We start from the raw sequence: 20,031 nt of genomic DNA, 5'->3' as shown, positions 1-20,031 counted from the left end.
GGCGCGCATCGGAACCTTTCCCTATGTTTGGCGGGACGATTCCCCATGTTAACGGCGTTTAGCCCAGGAGCCACACAGCAGATACCGAGCCCGGATACCCTGGCGGTCGAGTTGGGGCGCGGCGGCCGCAACCAGGATCACATGAGCCAATGACCATGCTTCTGGAACGGCAGACACAGCTGGCGCAATTGGATGGCTTGCTGGCACAGGCCAGCCGCGGCCGTGGTCACGTGGCGGCGTTGTCGGGCGAAGCGGGCGCCGGCAAGTCGGCGCTTGTCGAGGCCTTCATCGGCGAAGCCGGTGCGCGGACCCGTATCTTCCGCAGCGCCTGCGAAGACCTGTCGATTCCAGATCCGCTCGGGCCGCTCTACGACCTAGCACGAGAGGCGCAATGGGCAATGCCGCAAGCTGTCGACGCGCGGCGGGGAGAGCGGCTGCCGCTGTTTTCCGACGCGCTTGACGTCTTCGATGCGACAGAGGGCGCGACCCTTCTGGTGATCGAGGACCTGCACTGGGCCGATGACGCGACGCTCGACTTCGTCCGCTTTCTCGGCCGCCGCATCGCCAACACCCATATCCTGCTCTTGCTGACGGCGCGCACGGACCGCAGCGAGGGCCAGATGCGCGTGCGCCGCGCGCTGGGTGAAATCCCGGCCGCAAGCGTCGCACGCATCGACGTGCCGCTTTTGAGCGAGGCGGCGGTGCTGTCGCTCGCCGGCGCCGCCGGCCGTGACGGCGATGCCATCTACCGGGCGACCGCCGGCAACGCCTTTTTCGTCGCCGAACTGTTGAGCTGCGAATGCGAAACGGCATTGCCGGCCAGCGTGCGCGACGCGGTGCTGGCGCGCGCCGAACGTCTGTCGGCCGGCGCCCGGTCGATGCTCGATGCGGTCTCAGTATTTCCCAGGCGCGCCGACGCCTGGGCGCTGGCGGGCCTGTGCGGCGTGGCCAGTGCCGGCCAGCTGGCGGAATGCGTCTCCAACGGTTTGCTGGACGATCTGGGCGACGCCTATGCATTTCGCCACGAGATCGCCCGCCACGCCATCGAGACGATGCTGACGACCAGCCACCGGCGTGCGTTCAACCAGCGCGCGCTGTCGGCGCTGCTCGAAAGGGGCGACGTCGCCACCGCGCGGCTGGTCCATCACGCGGTGGAGGCGCACAATCTGGAGACGGTGCGCGAATTGGCGCCGGTCGCCGCGCGCGAGGCCTCCCGCGTTGGCGCCCATCGCGACGCCGCCGGCTATTATGAGGTCGCCTTGCGCCAGGCCGACACCTTGCCCGCGCAAGAGCGCGCCGGGCTTTACGAGCAATATGCCTTCGAGTGCCACTTGATCGCGCGCATCGGCGACGCCATCGAGGCGCAGGAGCAGGCGCGCGCACTGCAGCAGGCGCTCGGCAACAGTCTGAAAGAAGGCGACAGCCTCAGATGGCTGTCCCGCTTCGCCTATCTCCTGGGCGATCGGCAGGCCGCAGACCGGTTCGGCGCCCAGGCGGTTGCGTTGCTGGAGAGCGTTGGGCCCAGTGCCGAGCTTGCCATGGCCTATTCGAACCTCTCGCAGCTGGCGATGCTGGCCGAGAGACTGCACGACGCGCTGTCGTTGGGCTCCAGGGCGATCGAGCTCGCCGAACGGCTGGACCGGCCGGATGTCGTCTGCCACGCCCTCAACAATGTCGGCGCCGCCGAGCAGTGGCTGGATCTGGCCAGCAGCCGGCGGCATCTTGCCCGCAGCCTCGAAATCGCGCTGCAGGAGAATTTTCAGGAGCACGCGGCACGCGCCTTCACCAATTGCGCTTGTGGCGGCATGAACCAGCTCGACTACCGCGAGGCTCAATCCTTCCTCGATCGCGGCATCGACTACTGCGTCGAGAACGATCTCGCGACATGGCGCGACTATATGCACGGCGTGCGCGCGCAGTTGCGGCTGCGTCAGGGATGCTGGGATGAGGCGGCTTCCGAAGCACTGGACGTGATTGGCAACGATCAGGCCACGGCCCTGGTGCGCTATCCCGCTTTGGTGGCGCTGGTGAAACTGCGCCTGCGGCGCGGCGATCCGTCGGCCGAGCCGCTTCTGGCGGAGATGAAGCGGTTTCTGGAAAAGGGCATCGAGCTGCAGCGGCTGCTGCCCTATGCGGCGGTGGTTGCCGAACAGGCCTGGCTCGGGCAGGCGGACAAGGACGAGGCGCTGCGGCTCATCGGGCTTGCCGAAGGCCTGTCGCCGACGCGGGCTGTCTTTGCCGAACTGGCCGTCTGGCGGCGAATGCTGGTACCGGATGTCGATCCCGGAGACACGGCCGGCATGGCCTTGCCCTACAGGATGCTGCTCACCGGGGACTGGCGTGGCGCGGCCTCGGCCTGGGTCGAGCTCGAGGCGCCTTACGAACGCGCATTTGCGCTTGCCCAGGGCGACGAAGCCGCACAGCGGGTGGCGCTGGAGATATTCGAGGCGCTTGGCGCCCGGCCGGTCGCCCAGCACGTGCGCGACATCATGCGCCGCAGCGGCGTCATTCACATCGCCCGTGGCCCGCGCCGCGCCACGCGCGCCAACCGCGCCGGCCTGACCGAGCGCCAGATGGAAGTGCTGCAGCTGATCGAGCGGGGCTTGTCCAACAAGCGTATCGCCGAGCATCTCGCCATTTCGCCCAAAACGGTCGACCACCATGTCTCGGCGGTGCTGGGCAAGCTGGACGCCGTGTCGCGCGGCGAGGCCACCGCCGCCGCGCGCGACAGCGGGCTGATCTGAGCCGGCACGCTTGATCCGCCGCTCGCCCTGCCCGCAGGCAGAGCCTCAATCGTAAGTCAGATCCGTCGCCTTGCCGCCGAACACGCGGTAGGCATAGAACGAATAGAATATGATCACCGGCAGCACCACCACGGTGCCGGCCAGGATGATCGCCAGGCTCTCGGGCGCCGACGCCGCCTGCCAGATGGTCAGGCGATCGGGCACCACGAATGGGTAGAACGACCAGGCCAGCCCGGCAAAACCGAGCGCGAAGATGGCGGCGAGCGTCAGGAACGGCGTCAGCGCATGGCGATCGTCGGGCCTCGGCAGGTGGAAGGTCTGCCGCCACAGCCAGAGGAACAGCAGCGCCGACAGGATCGGCAGCGGCGACAGATAGAGCATCTGCGGCCAGACGAACCATTTGTCGAAGATGCGCGGGCTGGCGAAGGGCGTCGCCAGTGACACCGCGGCCATGCCGAGCGCGGTCAGCACCAGTGCCGTGCGCAGCCAGCGCACCGCCTTCTTCTGCAGTTCGCCTTCGGTCTTGTAGATCACCCAGGCAGCGCCCATCGCCGCGTAGGCGGCCGCCAGGCAGAACGCCACCAGCACGCCGAACGCCGTGCCGCCCGGCCCGACATCGAGGCCGAGCACGTAGACGCCCAGCATATAGCCCTGCGCCAGCGAGGCGGTGATCGAGCCGAGGAAGAAGATGCGGTTCCAGCGGTGCTTGCGGCCGGCCGGCACCTTGGCGCGGAAATCGAAGGCGACGCCGCGCAGGATCAGCCCGACCAAAAGCACGAAGACGGGAATGTAGAGCGCCGTGAGGATGACGCCATGCGCCAGCGGAAAGGCGACCAGCAGCAGGCCGACGGCCAGCACCAGCCAGGTCTCGTTGGCGTCCCAGAACGGGCCGATCGCCGCGATCATCGTGTCCTGCTCGGTGTCCTCGGCGGCGGCGAACAGGATGCCGATGCCGAGGTCGAAACCGTCCAGAATGACGTAGATCAGGATGGCGAGGCCCATCAGGCCGGCGAAGATGAGGGGGAGCAGGGTTGGCCAGTCGTAGGTCATCGTCTCACTCCCCCGCCGCCGGTTGCGACATGGCCGTTTTCATCACGCCCGGCAGCGGCGATGAATCGCCATCCTTGGCCGCCTTCAGCGCCAGGTGCACCAGCACGCCGAGATAGGCTATCAGCAAAAGCACGTAGAGCAGGAGATAGATGGCGAGCGTCAGCGCGACATGGCTGCCGGCCACCGGCCCGACGGCGTCGGCGGTCTTCAGCACGCCGGTCACCAGCCAGGGCTGGCGGCCGATCTCGGTCGTGTACCAGCCGGCCAATGTCGCCAGCCAGCCCGACAGCGCCATCGGCACCATCAGCAGGGCGAGCGGCCTGGGCAGCGAATGCCGGCGCTTGAGGAAGAAGGCTGCCGACCATGAGACGGCGAGCATCAAAAGCCCGGTGCCGACCATGATGCGGAAGCTCCAGAAGAGCGGAAAGACTGGCGGGTGGTTGCCGGGATAGTCGTTCAGCCCTGGCACGACACCGTCGGTGCTGTGCCGCAGGATAAGGCTGGCCCCATCCGGAATCGCGACCTCGAATCTGTTTTCCTTGGCCGCCTCGTCGGGCAGCGCGAACAGCACCAGCGGCACGTTGGGGCCGGTGTTCCAGTTGGCCTCCATGGCCGCGATCTTCTGCGGCTGGTGTTCCAGCGTGTTGAGCCCATGCTGGTCGCCTGCCAGGATCTGGATCGGGATGAGGATGGCGGCGGTGAAGACGCCGGTGCGCAGCGCCTTCCACATCGATTCCGAACGGTCGCCCTTGAGGTAGCGCAACGCCGACAGGCCAGCGATCAGGAACGAGACCGTAAGCCCCGAGGCGAGCAGCATGTGCACCAGCCGGTAGGGCATGGACGGGTTGAAGACGATGGCCCACCAGTCGACGGCATGTGCCACGCCATCGCGCATCTCGAAGCCGGCCGGGGTCTGCATCCAGGAATTGAGCGCGATGATCCAGAAGGCCGACAGCGTGGTGCCGCCGGCGACCAGCACCGTCGCCAGCGTGTGGACGCGGTTGGAAACGCGACGGAACCCGAACAGCATGATGCCGAGGAAGGCCGCCTCGAGGAAGAAGGCGGTGAGGATCTCGTAGGCGAGCAGCGGTCCGGCGATGTTGCCGACATGCTCCATGTAGCCCGGCCAGTTGGTGCCGAACTGGAAGCTCATGGTCACGCCCGAAACCACGCCCATGGCAAAGGACAGCGCGAACACCTTCACCCAGGTGAAATAGGCGCGCATCCAGGCGGAATCATTGGTCGCGTTGTAACGCAGCTTGAAGAACAGCAGCACCCAGCCAAGGGCAATGGTGATCGTCGGAAACAGGATATGAAACGAGATATTCGCGCCGAACTGCATGCGCGAGAGAATAAGCGGGTCCATGGCGGGCTCCGGCTGCTTACTATTTCGACGCAACTCCGGGCGGAAAACCGCTTTACACTTTTCCTGGAATTGCTCCGATACTGGCGGAGGATAGGCCCGATGCGTGGTCAGGTCAAAGCGGCGTCCTGCCGCGAGGCTGAACGCCACAGGACAATTTTACCGGATGCAGGCGATCTGTTTTCAGCCAGCCCAAGCCCCGGTGTCGAGAACTGGCAGCAGCGGCATTGACTCGCGGTTGCGCTGGGCGACAACAGGCCTATATGAAGTCACCTCTTTCAGGCAGCCGTTTTCAACCATGCCCTCCATTCTGTCCATTTCCGGGGTCTCCAAGACCTACGCCACCGGCTTCACCGCGCTCAAGGAAATCAATCTCGATATCCAGCGCGGCGAGATTTTCGCCCTGCTCGGCCCCAACGGCGCCGGCAAGACGACGCTGATCTCGATCGTCTGCGGCATCGTCAACCGCTCGTCGGGCACCGTCACCGTCGACGGCCACGACATCAACAAGGACTATCGCGCCGCGCGCAGCCTGATCGGGCTGGTGCCGCAGGAACTCACCATCGACGCCTTCGAGAGCGTCTGGGCAACGGTCAATTACAGCCGCGGCCTGTTCGGCAAGCCGGCCAATCCGGCCTTTGTCGAGAAGGTGCTGCGCGATCTGTCGTTGTGGGACAAGAAGGACGCCAAGGCGATTACGCTATCGGGCGGCATGAAGCGGCGGTTGATGATCGCCAAGGCGCTGTCGCACGAGCCGCGCATCCTGTTCCTCGACGAGCCCACCGCCGGCGTCGACGTCGAGCTGCGCCAGGACATGTGGGAGATGGTGCGCCGGTTGCGCGAGGACGGTGTCACCATCATCCTCACCACGCACTATATCGAGGAAGCCGAGGCCATGGCCGACCGCGTCGGCGTCATCAACCGCGGCGAAATCATCCTGGTCGAGGGCAAGGCCGAACTGATGCGCAAGCTCGGCCGCAAGCAGATGACGCTGGAGCTGCGCGCACCGGTCGGCAGCGTGCCCGACGGGCTCTCGCGCTACGCGCTCGAACTGTCGCCGGACGGCACGCAACTCACCTACATCTATGACAATCAGAGCGACCGGCCGGGCGTCGCCTCGCTGATCAGGGATCTCGAGGCGGCCGGCATCCAATTCCGCGATCTCGACACCAAGAACAGCTCGCTCGAAGAGATCTTCGTCAGCCTCCTGAGGCAAGAGCCATGAACCTGCGTGCAGTATGGGCGATCTACCGGGTCGAGATGGCGCGTGCGTTCCGCACCGTGCTGCAGAGCATCATATCGCCGGTCATCTCGACATCGCTCTATTTCGTCGTCTTCGGCTCGGCCATCGGCTCGCGCATCACCGAAATCGACGGCATCAGCTACGGCGCCTTCATCGTGCCGGGACTGATCATGCTGTCGCTGTTGACGCAGTCGATCTCCAACGCCTCCTTCGCCATCTATTTCCCGAAATTCGTAGGCTCGATCTACGAGCTTTTGTCGGCGCCGGTCTCCTATCTGGAGATCGTCATCGCCTATGTCGGGGGCGCGGCCACCAAGTCGATCATCCTCGGCCTGATCATCCTGGCCACCGCCTCGCTGTTCGTGCCGCTGCAGATCGAGCATCCATTCTGGATGCTCGCCTTCCTGATCCTGACGGCGGTCACCTTCAGCCTGTTCGGCTTCATCATCGGCATCTGGGCGAAAAGCTTCGAGCAGCTGCAGCTGGTGCCGCTGCTGATCGTCACCCCGCTGACCTTCCTCGGCGGCAGCTTCTATTCGATCCACATGCTGCCAGGCATCTGGAAGACGATTACGCTGTTCAACCCGGTGGTCTACCTGATCAGCGGCTTTCGCTGGAGTTTCTACGGCAAGGCCGACGTCTCGGTCGGCATCAGCCTCGGCATGACGCTGGTGTTCCTGGCCGCCTGCATCGCGATCGTCGCCTGGATCTTCCGGACCGGCTACCGGCTGCGTAACTGATCGGCTGTCTTGGCGATAGCGTGCATGGCGGCCTGGCGCATGCATTTGTCATAAGCTGCGCTGGTCGACCCCCACTCCGTCTCGGCTTCGCCGAGCCACCTTGCCGGGGCGAGCCGCGGGTCTCGCCCGTCCATCGGACCCCCCGATCGACCGGGGAGAGGAAAGGCGCCAGGCCTTTTTTGCCGTCGACGCTCGTCCAGCAAAGCCCCCTTCCTTTCCCTCCGGAGGGGGGAAAGGTGGCGCTGCGAAGCAGCGACGGATTGGGGGAACCACGTGGCAATCAAACCTCGGGCCGACCAGTCACGCCAATCACAGAAGATGTGTGCATGACATAGCGCAAAGTGGAGGCGAGGAACCCAAATCCTGTAGAGTTCAAATGGCCTTGACCAGCCGCAGCAGCCCCAGCATTTCGATGTAGGTCCCCTCGCGAAAGGCGATGTAGACCGGCTCCTCGGCGCCGTGGAAGCGGCGCTTGAATGCCGCCTGTCCCTGCAGGTTGAACCTGCGGCGGTTGATCCAGGGCGAGTCGTAGGCGCGCTGGAAGGTGTTGCGCCAGAACTCGCTCTCGGCAAATCCGCTCGGGCCGACGTCGACGAGCGGCGACAGGCCGAGCGTCACCACCGAAATGCCTTCCTCGCGAAAGCGGTCGACGGCGAATTTGGTCAGGCCGATCTCGGCATGCGGCGAGGCATCGATATGCTTGCGCTTGAAGGCGGTGGTGTAGCCGATCACCTTGCCGTCGGCGAACAACGGATCGAAGTCGAGCAGGGCGACCAGGTCGCCCTCGGGATCGTGCAGGACGAAACGACGCATGTCGGTGCCGAGCTGATCGTAAAACGGACGGTTGAGAAAACCCATCTCCCAGCGCTTGACGATGCGGTCGCCGCGCCAGTTTTGGGAGAGCCGGGAGATTTCGTCGAGATGGATCGTGCGCTTGTCCTCCTCGAACGAAAAGCCTTTCTTCAGCAGCCAGCGCTCGGAATAGCGCACGGTTTCGTTGCGCTTGCCGGAAAAATCATGGTCGGGCAGGACAAGGCGGGTGTCGATGCCCAGCCGGTTGACCTTGTAGCCGAGTCCGGCAAGGACCTGGGCGGTCTGTTCGCCGATCTGCACGAACCATGGGCCGCCGGCACGCTCGACGAAGCGTCTGATATAATCGGGCCGCTGCGCCGGCGCCGCCACCGGATCGCCGAGCGCGAAATGATGCCTCATCTTGGTGCCGAAGGCGATGTAGCCGTCGGCGTCGCCGAAATAGGAGAGCTTGTGCTGCACGGCGGTGGAATAGGCGAGCGAGAAATCGCCATGGCGGCGCACCAGCGCCAGCCGCTCGACATGCGTCAGCGCCCGGCGCTCCACCTTGGGCGAGGCACCCTCGAGGATGTTGTCGAAATAGATCCGCAAGGAGGGCATGGTCGAGATTCCGCGTGCCGTCTGCGGCGCCGCATGCCTTGAAGGCATGCAAGACCGCCGTGGCGCATTGATTTCTAGCGGGAAGCCGAGTCGGTTACGGGTTCGAATTCCTGCGTCGTCAGAAGAGATCCACCAGCCCCCGGACCTCGAATCAATCACTTTGCCGCGACCTGATTATCGCCGATGCCGCTGATATGCCATATAGGACTGGATATATTCGGACAGAAGCGGGCAATCGCTTCATGTCGTGGTTTTGGCCGCGGTTGCACGATCCGGTTGTTTTCGCCTGGCGGCGGAATGCTCGGGGGCGAGACCACGGCTCGGCGCACACCCATCGAAAATCGGCATCGATTTGCCGTTCGGGGGCCGCGCGTGATCAACTGTTACAGCGCCTGCGAGCCTTTTGGGGTTGCCGCAAGGGCGAATGGGATTCGAGTGTGAATGGCTGACACGACACCCGGGACGATGGTGGAGCAGTTGGTGGCGGTCGAGCCGGCGATCGTCATTGGCGCCGGCGCCGCGGGGTTGGCTGTCGCGCGGGCCTTGATGAAGGCCGGCGTGGCGACGGCGGTGCTGGAGAAGGAAAGCCGGCTGGCCGAGCCCTGGCGCCGGCGCCACGAACAGCTGCACCTGAACACCCACCGCGATCTCTCGGCGCTGCCCGGCCTTGCCTACCCCAAGGGTACCCCGCCTTTCCCCATCGGGATGTCGTCATCCGCCATATGAACGATTTCCATGAGGCGAACCGTTTGCCGGTGGAGTTTGGCGTTTCCGTCGAGGCCATCATGTCCGGGGGCGACCACTGGATCGTGCGCACCAGCGCCGGCTCGCGCCTGGCGCGTCATGTCGTTGTCGCCACCGGCCGCGACAGGGAACCCTTCACGCCGCAATGGAAGGGCATGCAGGCGTTCGCGGGCCGGATTATCCATTCGGCGGATTTTGGCGACGCCCAGGCCTATGCGGGCAAGAAGGTGCTGGTTGTCGGCGCCGGCAATTCGGGCTTCGATGCTCTCAATCATCTGGCAGGCGTCGATACCGCCGCTGTCTGGCTGTCGGCCCGCAACGGCCCCGCCCTCTTGCCCAAGCGTATCGGCAAGATCGCCGTGCACCGCTTCTCGCCGCTCATGGCGCGCTTGCCGCTGCGCGTCGCCGACGCGGCGATGGCGGTGACGCAGCGCCTGGTTTTCGGCGATCTCACCAAATTCGGCATGCCGCGGGCACCTGCCGGCGGCGCCAGCCGCCTGACTTCCGACTATACCGCGATCGCCGCCGACGATGGCGCCGTCAAGGCCATCAAATCGGGCAGGATCCTGGTGGTGCCGGGGATGCGGGAGTTCACCCGCGATGGCGTCATCCTGGCCAATGGCGGCCTGATCGCTCCCGACATCGTCATTGCCGCGACGGGCTACCGCACCGGGCTGGAGCGCATGGTTGGAAATCTCGGCGTGCTCGACGAGAAAGGCGTTCCCCTCTTCAACGGCGGCCAGGCCGATCCGCAACTGCCCGGCCTGTGGTTCACCGGCATGCGGCCGAGCATCCGCGGCTGCTTCGCCAATGCCGGCATATTGGCCAAGGCGATAGCCAGGCGCGTCGCCGGTCCCGGCCAGCCGGGCACCTCACGCTGATTTCGGCTCCAGCCGCCGGAAGCCGACGGCCTCGGTCAGCATCGCCTCGTCGGCCATGCCGGCATTGTAGAGGGCAAGCAAGGTGAGGGCCAATTCACGCGCCTCGGCGGATTCGGGATGCGCTTGCCGTCGGCGGCAGGCCTCATCGAAGACACGTTGCAAGGTGGCCACTTCGTCAGGTTTGAGCAGGCCACGGTCGTAGATCGAATTGGGCATGGCGATGATCTCCTGATCACGATTTAGGGCGCCATGTTTAAATTGCCAATCTTTCCCGAGGCTTGAATGCAATGCTGCGCAAAAAGAGGGGCCGCGGATCGCCGAAGCCCCTCTCGTTTTGTCTCGCTCGACGTCAGACGCCGATCTTGCCGCCGCCCTGTTTGGTGATCGCCACGACTGCAGGCCGCACCGGCATGTCGGGCTTGAAATCGGGCCAGCGGGTCGACAGGTCCTCATAATAGGAAGGCCGGCCAAACGCGTCCCAGTCCTCACCGCCGTCGCCCGGATGCTGGACGGCGACGAAGGCGGTCTGATCGTCCGGCGTAAACAGCGGGCCGCACATCTCGGCGCCGATCGGCACCCGGAAGAACAGCTTCGAGGTCGCCCGCGCCGATCCTTCCGTGTCCACCGCCCACAGGCCATCGGTGCGGCCGGTGGCCTTCGGGCCCTGGCCGTCGGTGGCGACCCACAGGCGGCCGGCCGAATCGACCGCGCAATTGTCGGGCATGCCGAACCAGCCATTGGCCGTCGTCGCGGTGGAGAAGGTGGCGCCGACATCGGCCACCGCCGGATCGCCGCATTTCAGCAGCACTTCCCACTTGCCCTTTGTGGCGGCGAAATCGCCGCCGTCCTCGACGATCTCGATGATGTGGCCGAAGGCATTCCCGGGGCGCGGGTTGGCGGCGTCGACCTGATCGGCCTTGCGCTTGGAATTGTTGGTCAGCATGACATAGACCTTGCCGTTGCCGGCATTGGGCTGGATGTCTTCGGGCCGGTCCATCTTGGTGGCGCCAAGCAGGTCGGCGGCGCGGCGCGTCTCGATCAGCACGTCGGCCTGGCCGGCAAAACCGTTTTCCGCCGTCAGCGGACCCTGGCCGAACACGATCGGCATCCATTCGACCGAGCCGTCGTCGGCGAATTTGGCGACATGCAGCGTACCCTCGTCGAGCAGGTCCTTGTTGGCTGCGCGGTCGCCGGCATTGAACATGCCCTTGGTGACGAATTTGTAGACATAGTCGAAGCGCTCGTCGTCGCCGAGATAGAAGACGACGCGGCCGTCCTTGGCGACGATCGATTCGGCGCCCTCATGCTTGAAGCGGCCCATGGCGGTGCGCTTGCGCGGCACCGAATTCGGGTCGTTGACATCGACTTCGACGATCCAGCCGAAGCGGTTGGGCTCGTTCGGTTCCTTGGCGAGGTTGAAGCGGTCGTAATGCGCGCCCCATTCATAGGCCCCTTCCGGGATGCCGAGGCGCTTGTAGTTGGCGGCTTCCTTGTGGCCTTCCGGCAGCTCGCCGGAGAAATAGCCATGGATGTTCTCCTCGGCCATCACATAGGTGCCCCAGGGCGTGACGCCGCCGGCGCAGTTGTTGATCGTGCCGAAGACTTTCGTTCCGGACGGATCGGCATTGGTTTTGACGCGGTCATGGCCCGCGACCGGGCCGGACAGCGCCATCTCGGTGCTGGAGGTGATGCGGCGGTTGAGCTTGCCGTCACGCACAACCTGCCATTTGCCGCCGTCCTTGCGGATCTCGACGATGGTGCCGCCATGCGCGGCCATCTCGACATCCACCTGCTCCTTCGACAGCGGCGCCACCTCGGCCGCCTTCTTGCCGTCCTTCTCGACGATCTTGACGATGCCCGGGAACATCAGATGCGGGTTGGTGTATTCGTGGTTGACCACCAGCAGGCCATGTTCCGCCGAGCCATCGATCGCGATATAGCCGACATAGTCGTTGTTGTAGCCGAACTGCCTGGCCTGGGCTTGCGCCGACTGCTTGGTCGGATCGAATTCCGGCGAATCGGCAAACAGCGGATCGCCCCAGCGCAGCAACACATCGGCGTCGTAGCCCGGCGCGACATGGTGCTTGTCGTCGATGCCGGCCTCCAGCTCGTCGAACTTGAAGGCCGAACCTTCCGCTGCGCGGGCATCGTCGGCGGCGATCATCGCCAGCGGGCTGACGGTGGCGGCGATCGCCGAGACGGCAAGCGAACCCTTGAGGAAGCCCCGGCGCGAAAACCGCGCGGCGATGATCTCGCCCATCGTGCGGTTTTCGCTGGGATTGTTGGCCGGTCCTTCGTTTTCCTCGAGCAGGCTGGTGCGGAATCGGGCGTCGGGGGAGCGATGTTCGGTCATGAGAGCCTCTGGCTGGATTGGCTGGAGCTTGTTGCCTGATCGACCGCCTTACAGTCGGCTGATCACATTTTCGTGACACGGTATCCGCGCTGCCGCCCCCTCACGACACCGTTTTTCACGCCGGATATCGGACTTTAGTCCAATCTTGCGCATGCAAAGGTCCTGGAGGACAAACGCAACGGTCGGAGGTCGCTTCCGGTCACCACGTGTTTCGGCGATGTTGGTTGCACTGCAACGTTGGGGTGGGCGCGCCGGCTCAATCGACGGAGTTCAGGATGCACGGATCGATAACGGCCCGTTGTTGCCGGCTGGCTTTCGGATCGGCGGCGCTTCTGGCGCTGACCATCGCTCCCTATGGAATTGCCTTTCATGGCTTCGTGCCTGGAATCGAGGCCGCGACCGCACTCGCCGGCAAGGGTGGGGGTGGCAATGGCGGTGGCGGTGGGAATAGCGGCGGCGGCAACAATGGAAACGGCAACGGCGGCAACAACGGCAACGGCAACGGAAATGGCGCTGATAACGGTGGCGGCAATTCGGGGTCCGGCAAGGGCCAGGGCGGGAAGAGCAGCCATGTCAACGCCATCACCGGCGACGAGATCGACGTGGACGGCAACAAGATTACGGTTCAGCACCCCGACGGCATAACGGAAAAGATCGAGAACGGCCGTTTCAGGATGAAGGATGCGCTCGACCGCACGATCATCGACCGCCCGGCCACACCGGCCGATGTCACCCGCCTCAAGGCCCTCTGAACCTTGGCCTTCTGAAATCTCCGCCTTCTGAAATCTAGGCCTTGTGAAGCTGGTCAACAGGCAACGACCGGCTTCACACGTCACCTCCGCCGCCCCCGGCGGAGGTGACCTCGTTTTCGCGCTGTCTTCCAATGCTGCGATGACTTGGAGAACTCCAGGAAAAGCACGTAGCTTTCCCTGGCTGCGTTGCCGTAAGTCGGCGATTCCAACGACGCCGAACCGCTCTATGAGAAGTCCCTGTCGCGGTCGCGAAACTCGCGCATCATCAGGGCAGCCTCGGTGCGGTTTCGCACGCTGAGTTTCGACAGCACCCCCGTCATGTGGTGCTTGACGGTCTTCTCCTGCAGCTCCAGGCGCAAGGCAACTTCCTTGTTGCTCAGTCCTTCCGCCACCAGCCGCAGGATTTCGGTCTGTCGGCCGGTGAGTTGCCGCAGCCGGTCCGCCACGCCGTTGGTGGGCTGCAGGGACTGCACATCGGAAAGCAGCCGGGCCGACAACATCGGCGAAAGATAGCTTTCGCCGGCCGCCACGTTGCGCAGGATATCGGCAAGCGAGCGCGATCCGACTCCTTTGAGGATATAGCCGTGCACCCCCGCGTTCAGGGCCTTGGTCACGTCGGCATTGGCCTCCGAGACGGTCAGCATGACGATCTTCTGGGCGGGATGCTCGGCAAGGATGCTTGCAACCGCGGCCAGGCCGCCGCCGGGCATCGAAATGTCGAGCAGCAATATGTCGGGCTGCACGGTCGAGGCGATGCGTTCCGCGTCCTGCGCGGTAGCCCCCTCTCCGACCACTTCGAAGCCTCCGATCTCCGACAGGCTGCGTGTCACACCCTCGCGGAAGAGAGGATGGTCGTCGACAATGGCGATGCGAATGGCCCCCATCATGCTTGCTCCTCGACCGAAAGACGGATCATCAGTTTCGTGCCCTTCGGCCCCGTCAGGGTTTCGAACTGTCCGCCAATGCTTTCAACCCGCTCCCTGAGGCCAGCCAGCCCCAACCCTTCGGCCCGAGCCGGATCGAAGCCCGGCCCGCCATCCGAAACTTCGACGAAAAGCCGGCCATTCTTCATTCCCGCACGCACCGCCTGATCCTTGCCCCGCCCGTGGCGGTAGGCATTGTTCAGCCCCTCCTGCACGAATCGATAGATGCTGATCTTCTCAGAAGCGCCGGGTTCGGGCAAATGTTTGGGCAGCGTAAGCGTCACCGACGTGCCCGTCCGGTGCTCATGCTCCTCGACGGCCAGCCGCAGCACCTCCGCCGCCGCCGCCGTTTCTATCTGCGGCAGCACCAGGCCGGTGCAGATGCCGCGTATCTCGCGCATCGCGTCCTCCAGCGTCTTGCGGATCATGGCGACCTCGGTCGAGCGGCCTTCGCTGCCATGGCCGTCGCCGGTAAACACCGGACTGTCCATGCGCAGCGCCGCCAGGGCCACGAGCTGGGCCGGGCCGTCATGCAGGTCGGCGCCGATCCGGCGAAGGTACCTTTCGTTGAGCGCGGTCGCGCGGCGGGACGCCCGCTGCACGCGCTGCCGCAAGGCGCTGTTCTGCGTCACCAGGCCCTGCAGCTCCGACACCTGGCGGCGCAGCGCCCCGCGCTGGTCGTCGATGGTGCGGCTGGCGCGCAGGACGATGCCCGACAGAAGCAGGAATGCCGTCAAGGTGGTGCCGGCCACGACCAGCCAACTCGACAGCAGGGCGGAAGCCAGGGTGGCCTTGAAATCGCCGGCGAGCTCGTAGAATTCGGTGACGGCGACCACGTCGCCGGACCAGGGTTCGCGCACCGGATTGTAGATCTCGAGCAATGGCATACCCGCGGCCCGCTCCTTGTCTTCGTTCTCGTCGAACGTATCGAACTGGGCCACGACGCTACCCTGGAAGGCGGAACGCAGATTTTTGTTCAGGTCGAAGCGGCGGCCGATCAAATCAGCGTTCTTCGCGTAGAGCACCGTGCCGTCGCGGCGCCAGAGCCTGAACGATGCCAGGCGTTTGCCGAGCGCGCCCTGGCCGAGCGTCTCGTCGAGCGCCTGTTTGACGGATTCGCTGAGCTCCTCGCTCTTGCGCAGGTCGGGCAGCAACGGCGCAATCACACTGTCGACATAGAGCGCCGTCGTGGCGGCCGAATTGCGAATGACGCCGTCCCGGATCTGCGTCGTCACCCAAGTCCCCACGATCAGCATGACGACCAGCAGCCCAAAGCCGCCGGCAACGACGAATTGCAGGGCAAGGGAAAGCTCGCTCCAGCGCCGCGCCAAGTTCTGAAGAATACGAATCATGAGCCCCTGACGCCCTTCTATCGATATGGCGGGCGATTCCAGCACATTGAGCTTCAGTCTCGCCGTTGCCAAGGCCTTCGTTGCAACGACGTCGCTTGACGTCTCGGCGCGCTTCGGAAACATGGTCCGCGATATCAGGCGAAAGCCACTTCGAGGGGGACGGACGTTGAGTTTTTCGGGATTGTTGCAGCTGGGTTTTTCGACGGTGATCTTCCTGCTGGCGGCAACCGCCGCCAAGCAATGGGGACTGGCGCCGAGCCTGGGCAAGATCCTGCTGACGCTGGCGCTTTATTCGCTGGGCAATCTGATCATGCTGCGGCTGATCCGCGAGTTCGGCATGTCGGTGTCGTTCAGCCTTTCTGCGGTCATCCAGCTGGTCTCGGTCAATGTCGTGGCTCTGGTGTTCTTCGGCGAGCGCGTCAACGCGCTGCAGGCGACCGGCATCATGCTGGCGATCGCCGCCGTGGCGCTGATCACCGTTGGGCCCTATCTGCAAGGGCGGTTGTAACCGTGCCGATGAAAAGCGCTGCGAAAACTCTGCTCAACCGGGTCGAATTCCCGGTGCTGCTGGCCGGCCTGGTCATCGCCGGTGGGCTGTGGGCGTTCGAGGAATTGATGGAGGTGGCACGGGCCACTACGCCGCACGCCTTCGATACCGAAATCCTGCTTGCCTTCCGCCAGCCGGGCCAGCCCGGCGTTCCCATCGGTCCGTCATGGCTGGAAGGGGCGATGCGCGACATCACCAGTCTTGGCAGTACCAGCGTGCTGGTGCTGATCACCACGGCGACGATCATGTATCTGCTTTTGATCCGCAGGCGAGGCACCGCGCTTCTCGTCTTCGTTGCCGTGGCGGGCGGCCAGCTTCTGTCGAGCCTGCTGAAAGTCGGCGTCGACCGGCCACGCCCGGAACTGGTTTCGCATCTGGTCAACGAGACCTCGCTCTCCTTTCCGAGCGGCCATGCCATGCTGTCGGCGGTGACCTATCTCACGCTCGGTTCGCTGGCGGCACGCTTCCTGCCAGGCCGGACCACCAAGGTCTACGTGTTGTTCCTGGCGGTGCTGACGACGGTGCTGGTCGGCGTCAGCCGCGTCTATCTGGGCGTCCACTGGCCGTCCGATGTGCTGGCGGGCTGGTGTGCCGGCTTCGCCTGGGCGATGCTATGCTGGCTGGTGGCGAGGATTCTGCAACGGCGCCAGGCGGTGAGCGACGATGCCTGACCCCGCCGTTTAGCTTGAATCCTCGGAAAGTATCGAAGAAATGGATAATCAGGCGAAGACGCTTACGTCTGAAACCTTTATAATGATGCTTGAAACATCACAATGACGGTATTATACGTTATATCAGCAGACTCAGACATGGGTTCCGGCCAATGATCACTGCCGCGCAGATGCGTGCCGCAAGGGCTTTGGCCGGCATCGACCAGAAGACGCTCGCCGAGCGCGCCGGCGTCTCGCTTCCGACCATCCAGCGCATGGAAGCGAGCGACGGTGTGGTCAGGGGTGTGGTCGATACGCTGATGAAGGTCATCCAGGCTCTCGACGAGGCCGGGGTGGAACTGATCGGCGAGAACCAGGCCAGCGAGCGCGGCGGCAGGGGCGTGCGCCTCAAGCCCGCGGTGCCGCTGGATCCCAAGGCTGAGCCGGCATAAGTCGCGACGGCGACCGCCGACAGTCCTGCCGACGATCCCGCCGCCCTTGCAGGTGCGGAAGGCAGCCCATGGATCAAGCGCGTCAGGCAGTGCATCAACAGGCCCATCAGCCGGTGAAGCCGACATTTTCCGAACTGTTCACGCCGAAGCTGGTGACGGTCTGGCGGGAGGGTTACCACCTGCCGCAATTTAAGGCCGACTTCATGTCCGGCCTGACCGTCGCCATCGTCGCGCTGCCGCTGTCGATGGCAATCGCGATCGCTTCGGGCGTGACGCCGGAGCGTGGCCTCTACACCTCCATCGTCGGCGGCTTCATCATCTCGGCCTTGGGCGGCAGCCGCTTCCAGATCGGCGGCCCGGCCGGCGCTTTCATCGTGCTGGTGGCGGCGACGGTCGCGCGGGTCGGCGTCGACGGCCTGCTGCTGGCGACGATGATGGCGGGCATCTTCCTGCTGGCCATCGGCTATCTCAGGCTCGGCACCTACATCAAATTCATTCCCTATCCGGTCACCGTCGGCTTCACCGCCGGCATTGCCGTCATCATCTTCTCCGGCCAGATCGTCGAACTGTTCGGGCTGACCTTGCCGGGCAGGGAACCCGGACCGTTCGTGCCCAAGTTGATCGCGCTTGGCCAAGCGGCCGGCACGATCAAACCCGCCGCGACCATGGTGGCTGTGCTGACCATCGCCACCATCATTTTCCTGAAGCGCTGGCGGCCGAAATGGCCTTCCATGCTGGTCGCCATCGGGCTTGCCTCGCTCGTCGTGGCGATGTTCGCGCTGCCGGCCGACACGATCGGCACGCGCTATGGCGGCATCCCGCGCAGCCTGCAATGGCCTGGCCTGCCCCCGGTCAGTCTCGGCAGGATGATCGAGGTGCTGCCGGACGCCATCGCCTTCGCGCTGCTCGGCGCCATCGAATCGCTGCTGTCGGCCGTTGTCGCCGACGGCATGACGGGGCGGCGGCACCGCTCGAATTGCGAGCTGGTGGCGCAAGGCTTCGCCAACATCGCGTCCGCCCTGTTCGGCGGCATCTGCGCCACCGGCACCATCGCCCGCACTGCCACCAACGTGCGCGCCGGCGCGCACGGCCCGGTTTCGGGCATCATCCATTCGGCCATCCTGCTGGTGCTGATGCTGGTGGCCGCACCGCTCGCCAGCTACATCCCGCTCTCGGCCCTTGCAGGCGTGCTGGCGGTGGTCTGCTGGAACATGTTCGAGAAACAGGCCTTCGCCACGCTGCTCAGGGCATCGCGCGGCGACGCGCTGGTGCTGCTGGCGACGTTCCTGATCGTCGTCTTCCGCGACCTGACCCAAGGCATCGTCGTCGGCTTCGCGCTCGGCTCGATCCTGTTCATCGACCGCATGGCGAAGTCCGTCGCGGTCGAGGCGGATCTGGCGCAGGACGATGTCGCCGACAGCGTTGATCGCGGCCGCGCCTATGATCCCAGCGAAGCTGCTGACGCCGACACCGTCGTCTACCGCATCTCGGGCGCCTTCTTCTTCGGTGCCGCCTCCACCGTCGGCAGCGTGCTCGATCGCATCGCCGACCAGCGCCGCAACTTCATCCTCGACTGCTCCGCCGTGCCGCTCTTTGATTCGACGGCGGCCAATGTCATCGAAAGCGCGGCCCGCAAGGCAAGCCGCGCCGGCGTGCGCTTCATCATTTCGGGCGCCTCGCCGCGGATACGGCGCATGCTGATCAACCACGGCGTCAAGCGGCCGCTGGTGACCTATGCCGCGTCGATCCGCGACGCGCGGGCGCAGCTGGCGGGAAAACAAGAGGCGGAGCAACCGTTGCTCAACGGTTGAGCGATGCCGGGCCGCTGACGAAAGGACTTTCCTTCAGGTAAAAGCGAAGCAGGCGGTCCGCGTCCTTCGAAATGCCGATCCTGATGCCCTGTCCGATCGCGCCGGCCTCGAATTCACCGTGTGCGAGCCATAGCGGGCCTTCCCGGCAAAGGTCGAGCCCGTCGAGCGATCGATCGATCCGCAATGCCGCGGCCAGCCTTCCGGGCCCACGCGCCAGGTCGCGCAGGCGCTCGACGCCACGGTTCAGCCGCATGATCTCGATGCCTTCCAGCGGTTCCAGCGCCCGGATCAGCACGCCGGTTCCCGTGCCTTGCGCCTCGCTCGAAACGTTCAACATGAACGAGATGCCATAGGCGAGATAGACATAGGCGTGCCCGCGCTCGAGAAACAGCGACCGGTTGCGCGGCGTCATCCCCCGAAAGCCATGCCCGGCGGCATCGCCGGCGACATAGGCTTCCGTCTCGACGATCCGCCCGCTGACCCTGCCTTCGGGCAAGTCGCGCACCACCAACTTGCCGATGAGATAACGGGCAAGCGCTGCCGTATCGTCCGGCAGTTCTTCCCGCGCGAGCGGTGGATGACTTGTCGAGCGGCTCACGGAATCCGTTCGACCCATTGCGCGCGCGAAGGTCCGGGTTCGAACGGCTCGCCGAAATACTGCGTCTCGCGGGCCACCTTGCCGTCGAGGAACTCCATGATGCTGACCGTGTAGGATGGCCTTCCGTCATAGGTCAGCACATATTCGGTGACCCAGAGGTCACCGGTGCCGGTGATGCGGCGCACGGTGAAGCGTTTGCGGTTCGGCTGCGCGGCGCGGGACGACTGGATGTTGCGCCGCCCGCTTATGCGCTCGCCCGATTGCGGATAGTCGAGCACCGCGTCCTCCCGGTAGATCTCGTGCTCAGCTTCGAAGTCGCTGGTGTCGGAAGCGGCCCAGTGACAATCCAGGGCCGCTCTGATCTCTCGGTCTTCCATCTCGAACTCCTTGGCCGCCGGTGGCGGGCCGTCATACCATA

General features: G+C 64.9%; 17 protein-coding genes and 1 pseudogene. 9 read left to right on the top strand and 9 right to left on the bottom strand.

Translation table 11 applies throughout. From position 1 onward, the window contains the following. Positions 1-155 precede the first annotated feature (155 nt). Entirely contained in the window at positions 156-2,744 is a 2,589-nt protein-coding gene (locus EJ077_RS30380; RefSeq protein ID WP_208703174.1) for a helix-turn-helix transcriptional regulator, read from the top strand. Positions 2,745-2,789: 45 nt separating this feature from the next. Here the strand turns inward: EJ077_RS30380 and EJ077_RS30375 are convergent, their stop codons facing one another. Together EJ077_RS30375 and EJ077_RS30370 are read right to left on the bottom strand one after the other, a co-directional pair. Further along, the gene (locus EJ077_RS30375) at positions 2,790-3,794 is read right to left on the bottom strand and encodes a cytochrome d ubiquinol oxidase subunit II (RefSeq protein WP_208698597.1); all 1,005 of its coding nucleotides are present in this window, start codon (positions 3,792-3,794) and stop codon (positions 2,790-2,792) included. A 4-nt stretch (positions 3,795-3,798) separates the two neighbouring features. Beyond that, complete coding sequence (locus EJ077_RS30370) at positions 3,799-5,160, bottom strand: cytochrome ubiquinol oxidase subunit I (RefSeq protein ID WP_208698595.1); 1,362 nt, start codon at positions 5,158-5,160, stop codon at positions 3,799-3,801. 295 nt (positions 5,161-5,455) lie between these two features. Here EJ077_RS30370 and EJ077_RS30365 point away from each other — a divergent pair, with 295 nt between their 5' ends. Together EJ077_RS30365 and EJ077_RS30360 are read left to right on the top strand one after the other, a co-directional pair. Next, positions 5,456-6,382 carry an ABC transporter ATP-binding protein gene (locus EJ077_RS30365; RefSeq protein ID WP_208698593.1) on the top strand — a complete coding sequence of 309 codons (927 nt, stop codon included), beginning with the start codon at positions 5,456-5,458 and terminating at the stop codon, positions 6,380-6,382. After that, positions 6,379-7,140, top strand: coding sequence for an ABC transporter permease (locus EJ077_RS30360; protein ID WP_127871058.1), 762 nt, complete (start codon positions 6,379-6,381; stop codon positions 7,138-7,140). The genes EJ077_RS30365 and EJ077_RS30360 overlap by 4 nt, the downstream gene beginning before the upstream one ends. Positions 7,141-7,512: 372 nt before the next feature. Here EJ077_RS30360 and EJ077_RS30355 read toward each other — a convergent pair whose 3' ends face one another. Further along, entirely contained in the window at positions 7,513-8,550 is a 1,038-nt protein-coding gene (locus EJ077_RS30355) for a phosphatidylglycerol lysyltransferase domain-containing protein (RefSeq protein WP_208698591.1), read from the bottom strand. Positions 8,551-8,991: 441 nt separating this feature from the next. Here EJ077_RS30355 and EJ077_RS30350 point away from each other — a divergent pair. Beyond that, a pseudogene (locus EJ077_RS30350) lies at positions 8,992-10,175 on the top strand (flavin-containing monooxygenase). Here the strand turns inward: EJ077_RS30350 and EJ077_RS30345 are convergent. Next, positions 10,167-10,391 (bottom strand): hypothetical protein, encoded by a 225-nt coding sequence (locus EJ077_RS30345; RefSeq protein WP_208698589.1) that lies wholly within the window; start codon positions 10,389-10,391, stop codon positions 10,167-10,169. The pseudogene EJ077_RS30350 and the gene EJ077_RS30345 overlap by 9 nt on opposite strands. 133 nt (positions 10,392-10,524) lie before the next feature. After that, positions 10,525-12,528: a PhoX family protein gene (locus tag EJ077_RS30340; RefSeq protein ID WP_208698588.1), complete on the bottom strand. Its 2,004-nt coding sequence runs from the start codon at positions 12,526-12,528 to the stop codon at positions 10,525-10,527. Between the two features lie 275 nt (positions 12,529-12,803). On the opposite strand from EJ077_RS30340, the gene EJ077_RS30335 reads away from it, so the two are divergent. Beyond that, entirely contained in the window at positions 12,804-13,280 is a 477-nt protein-coding gene (locus EJ077_RS30335; RefSeq protein WP_208698586.1) for a hypothetical protein, read from the top strand. Between the two features lie 224 nt (positions 13,281-13,504). Here the strand turns inward: EJ077_RS30335 and EJ077_RS30330 are convergent, their stop codons facing one another. Both EJ077_RS30330 and EJ077_RS30325 read right to left on the bottom strand, forming a co-directional pair. Next, positions 13,505-14,167 (bottom strand): response regulator, encoded by a 663-nt coding sequence (locus tag EJ077_RS30330; RefSeq protein WP_208698584.1) that lies wholly within the window; start codon positions 14,165-14,167, stop codon positions 13,505-13,507. After that, on the bottom strand, positions 14,164-15,555 hold the full coding sequence (locus EJ077_RS30325; RefSeq protein ID WP_208698582.1) for a sensor histidine kinase: 1,392 nt from the start codon (positions 15,553-15,555) through the stop codon (positions 14,164-14,166). The genes EJ077_RS30330 and EJ077_RS30325 overlap by 4 nt, the downstream gene beginning before the upstream one ends. 166 nt (positions 15,556-15,721) lie before the next feature. Here EJ077_RS30325 and EJ077_RS30320 point away from each other — a divergent pair, with 166 nt between their 5' ends. The 4 genes from EJ077_RS30320 (at position 15,722) to EJ077_RS30305 (ending at position 19,015) form a co-directional block, all read left to right on the top strand. After that, positions 15,722-16,063 (top strand): hypothetical protein, encoded by a 342-nt coding sequence (locus tag EJ077_RS30320; protein WP_208703173.1) that lies wholly within the window; start codon positions 15,722-15,724, stop codon positions 16,061-16,063. A gap of 8 nt (positions 16,064-16,071) precedes the next feature. Further along, positions 16,072-16,773 carry a phosphatase PAP2 family protein gene (locus tag EJ077_RS30315; RefSeq protein WP_208703172.1) on the top strand — a complete coding sequence of 234 codons (702 nt, stop codon included), beginning with the start codon at positions 16,072-16,074 and terminating at the stop codon, positions 16,771-16,773. Positions 16,774-16,925: 152 nt separating this feature from the next. Then, positions 16,926-17,204 carry a helix-turn-helix domain-containing protein gene (locus tag EJ077_RS30310; RefSeq protein WP_208698580.1) on the top strand — a complete coding sequence of 93 codons (279 nt, stop codon included), beginning with the start codon at positions 16,926-16,928 and terminating at the stop codon, positions 17,202-17,204. 68 nt (positions 17,205-17,272) lie between these two features. Then, positions 17,273-19,015, top strand: a complete 1,743-nt coding sequence (locus EJ077_RS30305; RefSeq protein ID WP_208698578.1) for a SulP family inorganic anion transporter — start codon at positions 17,273-17,275, stop codon at positions 19,013-19,015. Here EJ077_RS30305 and EJ077_RS30300 read toward each other — a convergent pair. Together EJ077_RS30300 and EJ077_RS30295 are read right to left on the bottom strand one after the other, a co-directional pair. Beyond that, complete coding sequence (locus tag EJ077_RS30300) at positions 19,005-19,631, bottom strand: DNA-3-methyladenine glycosylase (protein ID WP_208698576.1); 627 nt, start codon at positions 19,629-19,631, stop codon at positions 19,005-19,007. The genes EJ077_RS30305 and EJ077_RS30300 overlap by 11 nt on opposite strands. Continuing rightward, positions 19,610-19,990, bottom strand: a complete 381-nt coding sequence (locus EJ077_RS30295) for a nuclear transport factor 2 family protein (protein ID WP_208698574.1) — start codon at positions 19,988-19,990, stop codon at positions 19,610-19,612. The genes EJ077_RS30300 and EJ077_RS30295 overlap by 22 nt, the downstream gene beginning before the upstream one ends. Positions 19,991-20,031 lie beyond the last annotated feature (41 nt).

It is taken from the genome of Mesorhizobium sp. M8A.F.Ca.ET.057.01.1.1 (genome assembly GCF_003952565.1).
Taxonomy (GTDB): domain Bacteria; phylum Pseudomonadota; class Alphaproteobacteria; order Rhizobiales; family Rhizobiaceae; genus Mesorhizobium.
This window is presented reverse-complemented; position numbering and strand designations above follow the sequence as displayed.

Coding starts and splice junctions, on each gene's coding strand:
- EJ077_RS30380 (WP_208703174.1), top strand. CDS start 156: ATGCTTCTGGAACGGCAGACACAGCTGGCGCAATTGGATGGCTTGCTG.
- EJ077_RS30375 (WP_208698597.1), bottom strand. CDS start 3,794: ATGACCTACGACTGGCCAACCCTGCTCCCCCTCATCTTCGCCGGCCTG.
- EJ077_RS30370 (WP_208698595.1), bottom strand. CDS start 5,160: ATGGACCCGCTTATTCTCTCGCGCATGCAGTTCGGCGCGAATATCTCG.
- EJ077_RS30365 (WP_208698593.1), top strand. CDS start 5,456: ATGCCCTCCATTCTGTCCATTTCCGGGGTCTCCAAGACCTACGCCACC.
- EJ077_RS30360 (WP_127871058.1), top strand. CDS start 6,379: ATGAACCTGCGTGCAGTATGGGCGATCTACCGGGTCGAGATGGCGCGT.
- EJ077_RS30355 (WP_208698591.1), bottom strand. CDS start 8,550: ATGCCCTCCTTGCGGATCTATTTCGACAACATCCTCGAGGGTGCCTCG.
- EJ077_RS30345 (WP_208698589.1), bottom strand. CDS start 10,391: ATGCCCAATTCGATCTACGACCGTGGCCTGCTCAAACCTGACGAAGTG.
- EJ077_RS30340 (WP_208698588.1), bottom strand. CDS start 12,528: ATGACCGAACATCGCTCCCCCGACGCCCGATTCCGCACCAGCCTGCTC.
- EJ077_RS30335 (WP_208698586.1), top strand. CDS start 12,804: ATGCACGGATCGATAACGGCCCGTTGTTGCCGGCTGGCTTTCGGATCG.
- EJ077_RS30330 (WP_208698584.1), bottom strand. CDS start 14,167: ATGATGGGGGCCATTCGCATCGCCATTGTCGACGACCATCCTCTCTTC.
- EJ077_RS30325 (WP_208698582.1), bottom strand. CDS start 15,555: ATGATTCGTATTCTTCAGAACTTGGCGCGGCGCTGGAGCGAGCTTTCC.
- EJ077_RS30315 (WP_208703172.1), top strand. CDS start 16,072: ATGAAAAGCGCTGCGAAAACTCTGCTCAACCGGGTCGAATTCCCGGTG.
- EJ077_RS30310 (WP_208698580.1), top strand. CDS start 16,926: ATGATCACTGCCGCGCAGATGCGTGCCGCAAGGGCTTTGGCCGGCATC.
- EJ077_RS30305 (WP_208698578.1), top strand. CDS start 17,273: ATGGATCAAGCGCGTCAGGCAGTGCATCAACAGGCCCATCAGCCGGTG.
- EJ077_RS30300 (WP_208698576.1), bottom strand. CDS start 19,631: ATGGGTCGAACGGATTCCGTGAGCCGCTCGACAAGTCATCCACCGCTC.
- EJ077_RS30295 (WP_208698574.1), bottom strand. CDS start 19,990: ATGGAAGACCGAGAGATCAGAGCGGCCCTGGATTGTCACTGGGCCGCT.